This is a genomic window from Paenibacillus sp. 01L418, assembly GCF_056400045.1.
In genome coordinates this window covers 1-6,680 of sequence record NZ_JBFTSN010000355.1, presented here as the reverse complement: position 1 = coordinate 6,680, position 6,680 = coordinate 1, and the positions used below count along the sequence as shown (strand labels likewise).

5 protein-coding genes and 1 pseudogene are annotated in these 6,680 nt (G+C 44.5%); 5 read left to right on the top strand and 1 reads right to left on the bottom strand.

Annotated elements, in window-relative coordinates; translation table 11 throughout:
* Positions 1-281 (top strand): annotated as a pseudogene (locus AC1DSE_RS27435) (ZIP family metal transporter); the annotation flags it as partial.
* A 26-nt stretch (positions 282-307) separates the two neighbouring features.
* Positions 308-490 carry a twin-arginine translocase TatA/TatE family subunit gene (locus AC1DSE_RS27430; RefSeq protein ID WP_076269692.1) on the top strand — a complete coding sequence of 61 codons (183 nt, stop codon included), beginning with the start codon at positions 308-310 and terminating at the stop codon, positions 488-490.
* 60 nt (positions 491-550) lie between these two features.
* Here the strand turns inward: AC1DSE_RS27430 and AC1DSE_RS27425 are convergent, their stop codons facing one another.
* On the bottom strand, positions 551-2,689 hold the full coding sequence (locus tag AC1DSE_RS27425; protein WP_477510270.1) for a heavy metal translocating P-type ATPase: 2,139 nt from the start codon (positions 2,687-2,689) through the stop codon (positions 551-553).
* A gap of 249 nt (positions 2,690-2,938) precedes the next feature.
* Here AC1DSE_RS27425 and AC1DSE_RS27420 point away from each other — a divergent pair, with 249 nt between their 5' ends.
* The 3 genes from AC1DSE_RS27420 to AC1DSE_RS27410 all read left to right on the top strand — a co-directional run.
* On the top strand, positions 2,939-3,958 hold the full coding sequence (locus tag AC1DSE_RS27420) for a response regulator transcription factor (RefSeq protein WP_477528509.1): 1,020 nt from the start codon (positions 2,939-2,941) through the stop codon (positions 3,956-3,958).
* Entirely contained in the window at positions 3,959-5,752 is a 1,794-nt protein-coding gene (locus AC1DSE_RS27415; protein ID WP_477510268.1) for a cache domain-containing sensor histidine kinase, read from the top strand. It begins immediately after the preceding gene.
* A gap of 129 nt (positions 5,753-5,881) precedes the next feature.
* Positions 5,882-6,680, top strand: a 799-nt coding sequence (locus tag AC1DSE_RS27410; protein WP_477528510.1) for an ABC transporter permease, incomplete at its 3' end; no start/stop codon positions are given.

Here is a 6,680-nt window from a genome sequence, read left to right as displayed (position 1 = left end):
CAAAACCAACGTACAAGACTTTCCTCGCATTAGCACTCTTAGGCGGCGGACCTGCTATTATCGGAACGTGGATAGGTGGATTTGTCTTTAATCAAACGCTGGCGGCCTTATTCTTCGGTATTGGCGCAGGGGCCATTATACAAGTTATTTATGTCATTTTTAAAATGATTGTTAGGGATGCAAAGGCTGCAGAAGCACCTGCCGTTTCGTGGCTCAATTTCTCAGGTTTAACACTTGGCATTTTGCTGATGTATGTAACAGCTTTGTTAGTTAACTTCTAGAACCAAACGGGAATGGGGAGTTCAGAATGCCGAATATAGGTGTTGCAGGAATTGTATTGCTTGTGATTTTAGGCTTGCTGCTGTTTGGACCATCCAAGCTGCCTCAGCTTGGGCGAGCGATTGGAACGACGCTGTCAGAATTCAAAAAAGGGGCAAAAGGACTGATAGACCCGGATGAAAAACCCGATCAGCCGAAGGAGCGCGAATGATCAAACAAGCGAAGAGCCGTCAGCATAATGCTAACGGCTCTTGTTTATTTGCGTATGAATTTAATCTGCACGCTTTTTTCGTTCAATTAATATGGTCAAGCTGACAAGTGTAACAAATATAGTCGCTCCCATATCGGAGAGAATGGCAATCCATAAGGTGAGCCAGCCGGGAATGGTAAGCAATAATGCGATTATTTTCAGTCCGAGCGAGACGCAAATATTAAAGCGGATGACGCGATTGACCTTTTTGGCAATGGAAACGGCTTCGGGCAGCTTGCCCAAATGATCCTGCATGAGGACGATATCGGCTGTTTCAATTGCACTGTCTGTTCCTTTGCCCATCGCAATGCCGAGCTGCGCAGAGGCTAGAGCAGGAGCGTCATTAATACCGTCACCTATCATCGCGACATGGTGACTTGCTGAAAGCTCTTTAATTTTCTTCACTTTATCTTCCGGCAGAAGGTTGCCATAAAACTCGGACACCCCGACGGCGGAAGCGACTTTCTCCGCTGTCTTCTGATGATCTCCGGTAAGCATAATGGTACGCTTAATTCCCAGTTTGTGTAAGGATGCGATTACAGACCGGCTTTCCTCGCGAATTTCGTCTGAAATGCCAAACATACCGAGTACTTGCTGATCGTCTGCCACCAATACAAGAGTAAGACCGTCATTTTTTAATTGTTCTATGCGATTTTGGACAGAATCCGGAATCGTAATATGCTCGATGCTTTTTTCATTTCCAAGCCAGTATGCAAAGCCGTTAACCTTCGCTTTAATTCCCCGACCTGATATCGTTTGAATTTCATCCGGTTCTGGTATTGTCATATTTCTGCTCGCTATTTCCTTCATAATCGCTTTCGCCAGCGGGTGGGAGGATGATTTCTCGATTGCTCCAGCTGCTTGGAAAAACCGTTCTTCATCATACGCTTCCAATTTGGCAACATGCGGTTCGCCTTTTGTTAACGTACCTGTTTTGTCAAAAGCAAGCGTGTCGATCTTGCCAAGCTGCTCTAGAAATACGCCGCCTTTGACGAGTACGCCGTTCCGTGCATTTCTTGTAATGCCCGAAACAATAGCAATTGGCGAAGAAAGAATTAAAGCGCAAGGGCAGCCTACAATTAATACGGATAAACCTTGATAAAGCCATGTAATCCAGTCTCCCTGAAAGAGGAGCGGAGGAATAAGGGCAACAAGTGCAGCAACAATCATAATGAGCGGCGTATAATATTTAGCGAATTTATTAATGAAAAGCTCCGTTGGCGTTTTGGTTTCCTGTGCTTCTTGAACGAGATGAAGAATTTTTGCCAAGGAGGAATCCTTGTATGCTTTATCAATTCGAACGAGAAGCAGCCCTTCGTTGTTAATGCTTCCGCCGTAAACGGGTTCTCCAGCTTCCTTCTCAACCGGCAGCGATTCACCTGTGATTGCCGCTTCATTCACCGAGCTTTTTCCTTCAGAGACGATGCCGTCCGAAGGGATTTTTTCGCCGGGCTTAATTTTTACAAGATCGCCGATTTGAAGAGAAGCAATCGGAACGATAATCTCTTGGCCATTTTCTACTTTTAAAGCTTCCTTAGGCGCAACTTGAAATAAAGCTTCCATGGAGCGGCGCGCCTTTTCCATACCATAACCTTCAAGCAGCTCATTTAGTCCAAACAAGATGGCAACGAGAGTAGCTTCTTTCCATTCACCAATGGATACAGCTCCGATTAACGCAATAGTCATTAAGGTATCGATATTAAACTTCATTTTAATTAAATTTTTAAGTCCGCGGAAAAATGTGGTGTAGCCACTAATAATCGTTGCGGCCAAATATAATAGAATGACTGCTTGTTTGTCGAGCACGCCATCAAGGAATAATGCGGCAACATAGATGATGCCCGATACGATGAGCAATTTGAGCATATTTGAATGGCCTTCGGAATGACTGTGATCGTGATCATGATCATGATCATGTCCAGCATGATTATGAGAACTATGATCGTGTCCCGTATTCGCTTCCGAGCTTGCTTCGATATAGGCATTGTCTGACTTTAAAATTTTCTTAACTGCAGCCATGGAAATTTGCGGATCAACCGTTAATTTTCCTGAGTTGTAGCTGAGCTTTGCATCCGAGCCATGTTCCAATTGCTTAATCTCTTCCTCCATTCGGAGGGCGCAGCCACCACAAGAGAGTCCCTTTATTCGATACTCATTCATAAGACATCCTTCTTCCAGTTGAATATATGAATACTTGTTCATATAATATGCAATTCCAACATTTATGTCAAACGTATTTTCTCCATTCCGCTATAAATTCATGTAAACACCATTCGGTTTGTTAGAATCCGTACACATCTGAACGCCATAAATTCAAGTAGACAAGGAATGGTAATTCCAATAGTATGAAACCAACGTTGTTATCATAAAGGCAAGCGGCTAGCCAGTATTTCAATCGGAGGAATGAATATGCATATATTGATCGTGGACGATGAAATGATCATTCGTAATGGCATAAAAAATATGATGCTGTCGTACAGCAAGCCATTTACAAGCATCCGTACAGCTGAGAATGGGGAGCAGGCTTTAGCTTTCATTGCTGAGTATCCCCCCAATATCATCATTACGGATATTCGGATGCCAAGGATGGATGGACTGCAACTTTGCAAGCGCATTCATGATATCTATCCCTATATTAGAGTTGTTGTTATTTCCGGTTTTGCGGAGTTTGAATATGCGAAACAATGTATGGCGTACGGTGTGAAGGAGTATATGCTTAAGCCCGTTGTGAAAAAGGACATTCATGAAATGCTGGATAAAATATTGCCTGCTATGGAAAAAGGTGTCGTTGCGCCGACGCACTCGAAGAAATGGCTCGATGAGATGACGGAGCATATTTGGCAGCTGCGGTTGCCCGATTTGGATAAATGTTTGGATGATTGGCTTAGCTATTGCGCAGAAAGAACAGATCATCCACAGCAGTTAAATGAGCTATTGGAGGATTCCTTTCAAGCGGTATTGGATCGATTGCAGGACAAGGGTCATCAGTACACAGGGATTGCTGCCGCTGCTATAGAGAAAAACACTTTAACTGATGGAAAGCAAAGCTTTCGCGACAAAATCCACTCTGTAACGGATGAGCTTGCTTTGCGCAGAGGCGGTTTTAAGGATTTAATGACAGAGGTTAGAGCTTATATCGAGAAGAACATTGCGAAGGAAGTCACGCTCGAAGAGGTTGCCAATCTGGTTGGCCTGACGCCTAACTATTTTAGTTTKTACTTTAAAAAAACGACAGGGGTCACCTTCGTGAACTACCGAATGACCAAACGAATAGAAGCAGCGGAGCAGTTGCTCGCGCAGCCTCATTACCGAATTGTCGATGTCGCGCATGAGATCGGCTACGAGGACTATTCTCATTTTGCAAAAACCTTTCGGAAAGTGAAGGGCATCACGCCAACCGAATTTCGCAGCAAGCTGGGGATTAAATAAATGATGAAGCGGCGAAAGGGACTATTTTTCCGGTTGTATATGTATTTCATCATCGTCATCCTTGTACCTTTATTTGTTCTAGGCGTGTACACCTACTATGGAGCGACAGAGAGACTTCGCGATCAGGCGGAGGCGAACATGGCACAGGTCGTCAACATTACGTCGCACCATTTGGAACAATATATTCGGAGTTATGAAAACTCAACGTTGTCGCTGCTTACTAATTTGGATATTAAAGAGTATTTGGATGTGGCGCCGGAGCTCAATTATGAAAATTATTTTTACTCATCCAGAATCAAGACGTATGCCTTTGAACCGATATTGATTCGTCACCCTGAGGTGCTCGCTTTGTACGTCGTCGGAAAGGACGGACGCTCTGTCGGCGTGAATAATAATGCATCCCTCGACTTTACAAGCCCCTCTGCCAAAAAATATGTAGAAAATCTATTCTCAGACATTCCAGATAATGGCCAAATCGTCATTTTGAACGATAGCATCAGCTCCGTGCAGAAAGGCCAATCTATCACGCTTGCCCGTAAAGTAAGAGGACTTCGGTCGATGGATTATAAAGGTGTTCTCGCCATTGAGATCAAGAGCACGGAGTTATCTACGCTTTGGAAAGGCATTGATTTAGGTCCCCAAGGCTTATTTCATATTGAGGATCGGCAGGGAGAAGTTGTTTACCATACCGATTCTAGCAAGATTGGCCAAAAGCTGTCCTCTCAAGCGAAGCGTGAACTGCCAGAAGGGAAGGCTGTGTCCTTCATAAGCAAGGAAGCCGGGGAAGAGAGGTTTACGATTGCCCGCCATTCCAGCTATACGAATTGGGATTTGCAAATATCGATTCCGATGAAGGATTTGCGCCAACCGATCATCGGCATTCGAACGAACATTATATGGATCGGCTCTGTAACATTGATATTAGGGCTGCTGATTGCTTATCGGTTCAGCTACTCGATCACAACGCCTATTCAAAAGCTTAGACGCGGCATGAAGCAAGCGGAGAAAGGGGACTGGACCCGAATTCCGTTAAATGGAAAGCAGGATGAGGTGGACGAGCTAGTTGTAAGCTACAATTCTATGGTCAATAAATTATCGGACCTGATCGAGCAGGTCTATACAGCGGAAAGCACCAAACGTGAAGCGGAGCTTGAGCGGCAGAAAGCAGAGCTGCAAGCGCTCCAGCTGCAAATTAATCCTCATTTTCTGTACAACACGCTGGAGACGATTGTTTGCTTCCCCGCTGTACAGGATTCGGATGAGGTATCGGAAATTGTAAAAAACATGGCTTATATGCTGCGCTATGCTGTCCAAACGAGTTTGGAGGAAATTACGGTCGTCAACGAGCTGAAGCATGTGTTGAATTACATGGCGATACTGAAGCATCGGTTCGGCAAGGAGTTCGAGATCGATGTGGAAATTCCGCCAGATTATTTGCTGAAGAAGATGGTCAGGCTTACCCTTCAGCCCATCATCGAAAATGTGTTTCAGCATGCTTTTTTTGAAGGCATCGAGGACAAGCATCGGATCGAAATACGGACGGAAGAGACGGAGAGCTTTTTTGTTGTGTCGGTTAAAGATAATGGCTCTGGTATGAGCGAATCTACCCTGCTGCAGCTTCGAAGCCGCTTGGAGACGAAGAAGCTGACCGAAGTGAAGGAAGGCAAGGGAGGAATCGGCGTCCTGAATGTCCACCGCCGCATTCAGCTCGTATTTGGCGACGCATACGGATTAGAGATAGAGAGTGAATTAGCAGTCGGAACGGTCATTCGAATGATCATGCCCAAATCGTAAAAAAAACCATACCGACAAAGATGGCGCCATCGTAGAGCTCTGTGCCATAGTGTACGATTGTCGTACAAACTATGTAAGGAGTTGACTCCGATGGCTAAAAGCAATATTTCACAATCTGAGCCCGGCCTCATGCTGTTTCGAACTGGAAAGGAACGGTGGGCTTATTTAAATAAGTATAAAGCGTTATATTTTCTATCCATCCCAGGCATTCTTTATTTCTTATTATTTAAGTATGTACCGCTTTTGGGTTCGGTGATGGCCTTTCAAGACTACAATATTTTCAAAGGTTATTTGGGAAGCGCATGGGTAGGGTTTGACCATTTTCAGCGCATGTTTCATTATCCTGACTTTTTGCGCATTTTGAAAAACACGCTCATTCTCGCATTTTACAGCTTAGGCTTTTCGTTTCCGATTCCAATAATTCTTGCCTTACTTTTAAATGAGATTCGCAAGGTGTTCTTTAAGCGGACGCTGCAGACGATTATTTACATGCCGCATTTTCTATCGTGGGTCGTTATCGGTGGCATCGCCATTGAGATTCTATCGCCGCGAAGCGGGTTTGTAAACAATATCATTACGATGTTCGGCTTTGATCCGATTTACTTCATGGGGGAAGAGTCGTATATCCGAACGATACTGGTTTCCTCTGGCATATGGAGAGACGCCGGCTGGGGAACGATCATTTATTTGGCAGCACTAACGAGCATTAATCCAGATTTATACGAGGCTTCAGAAATGGATGGAGCGACGCGCTGGAGACAGACATTGTCCATTACTTTGCCCGCGCTTATGCCGACCATTACCATTTTGTTTTTGCTGCAGATCGGCCATTTCATGGATTTTGGATTTGAAAGAGTTTCGGTATTTCTGAACACGCTTAATGCGGGTAAGGGGGAGATTTTGGACACGTATATTTATACAGTGGGCC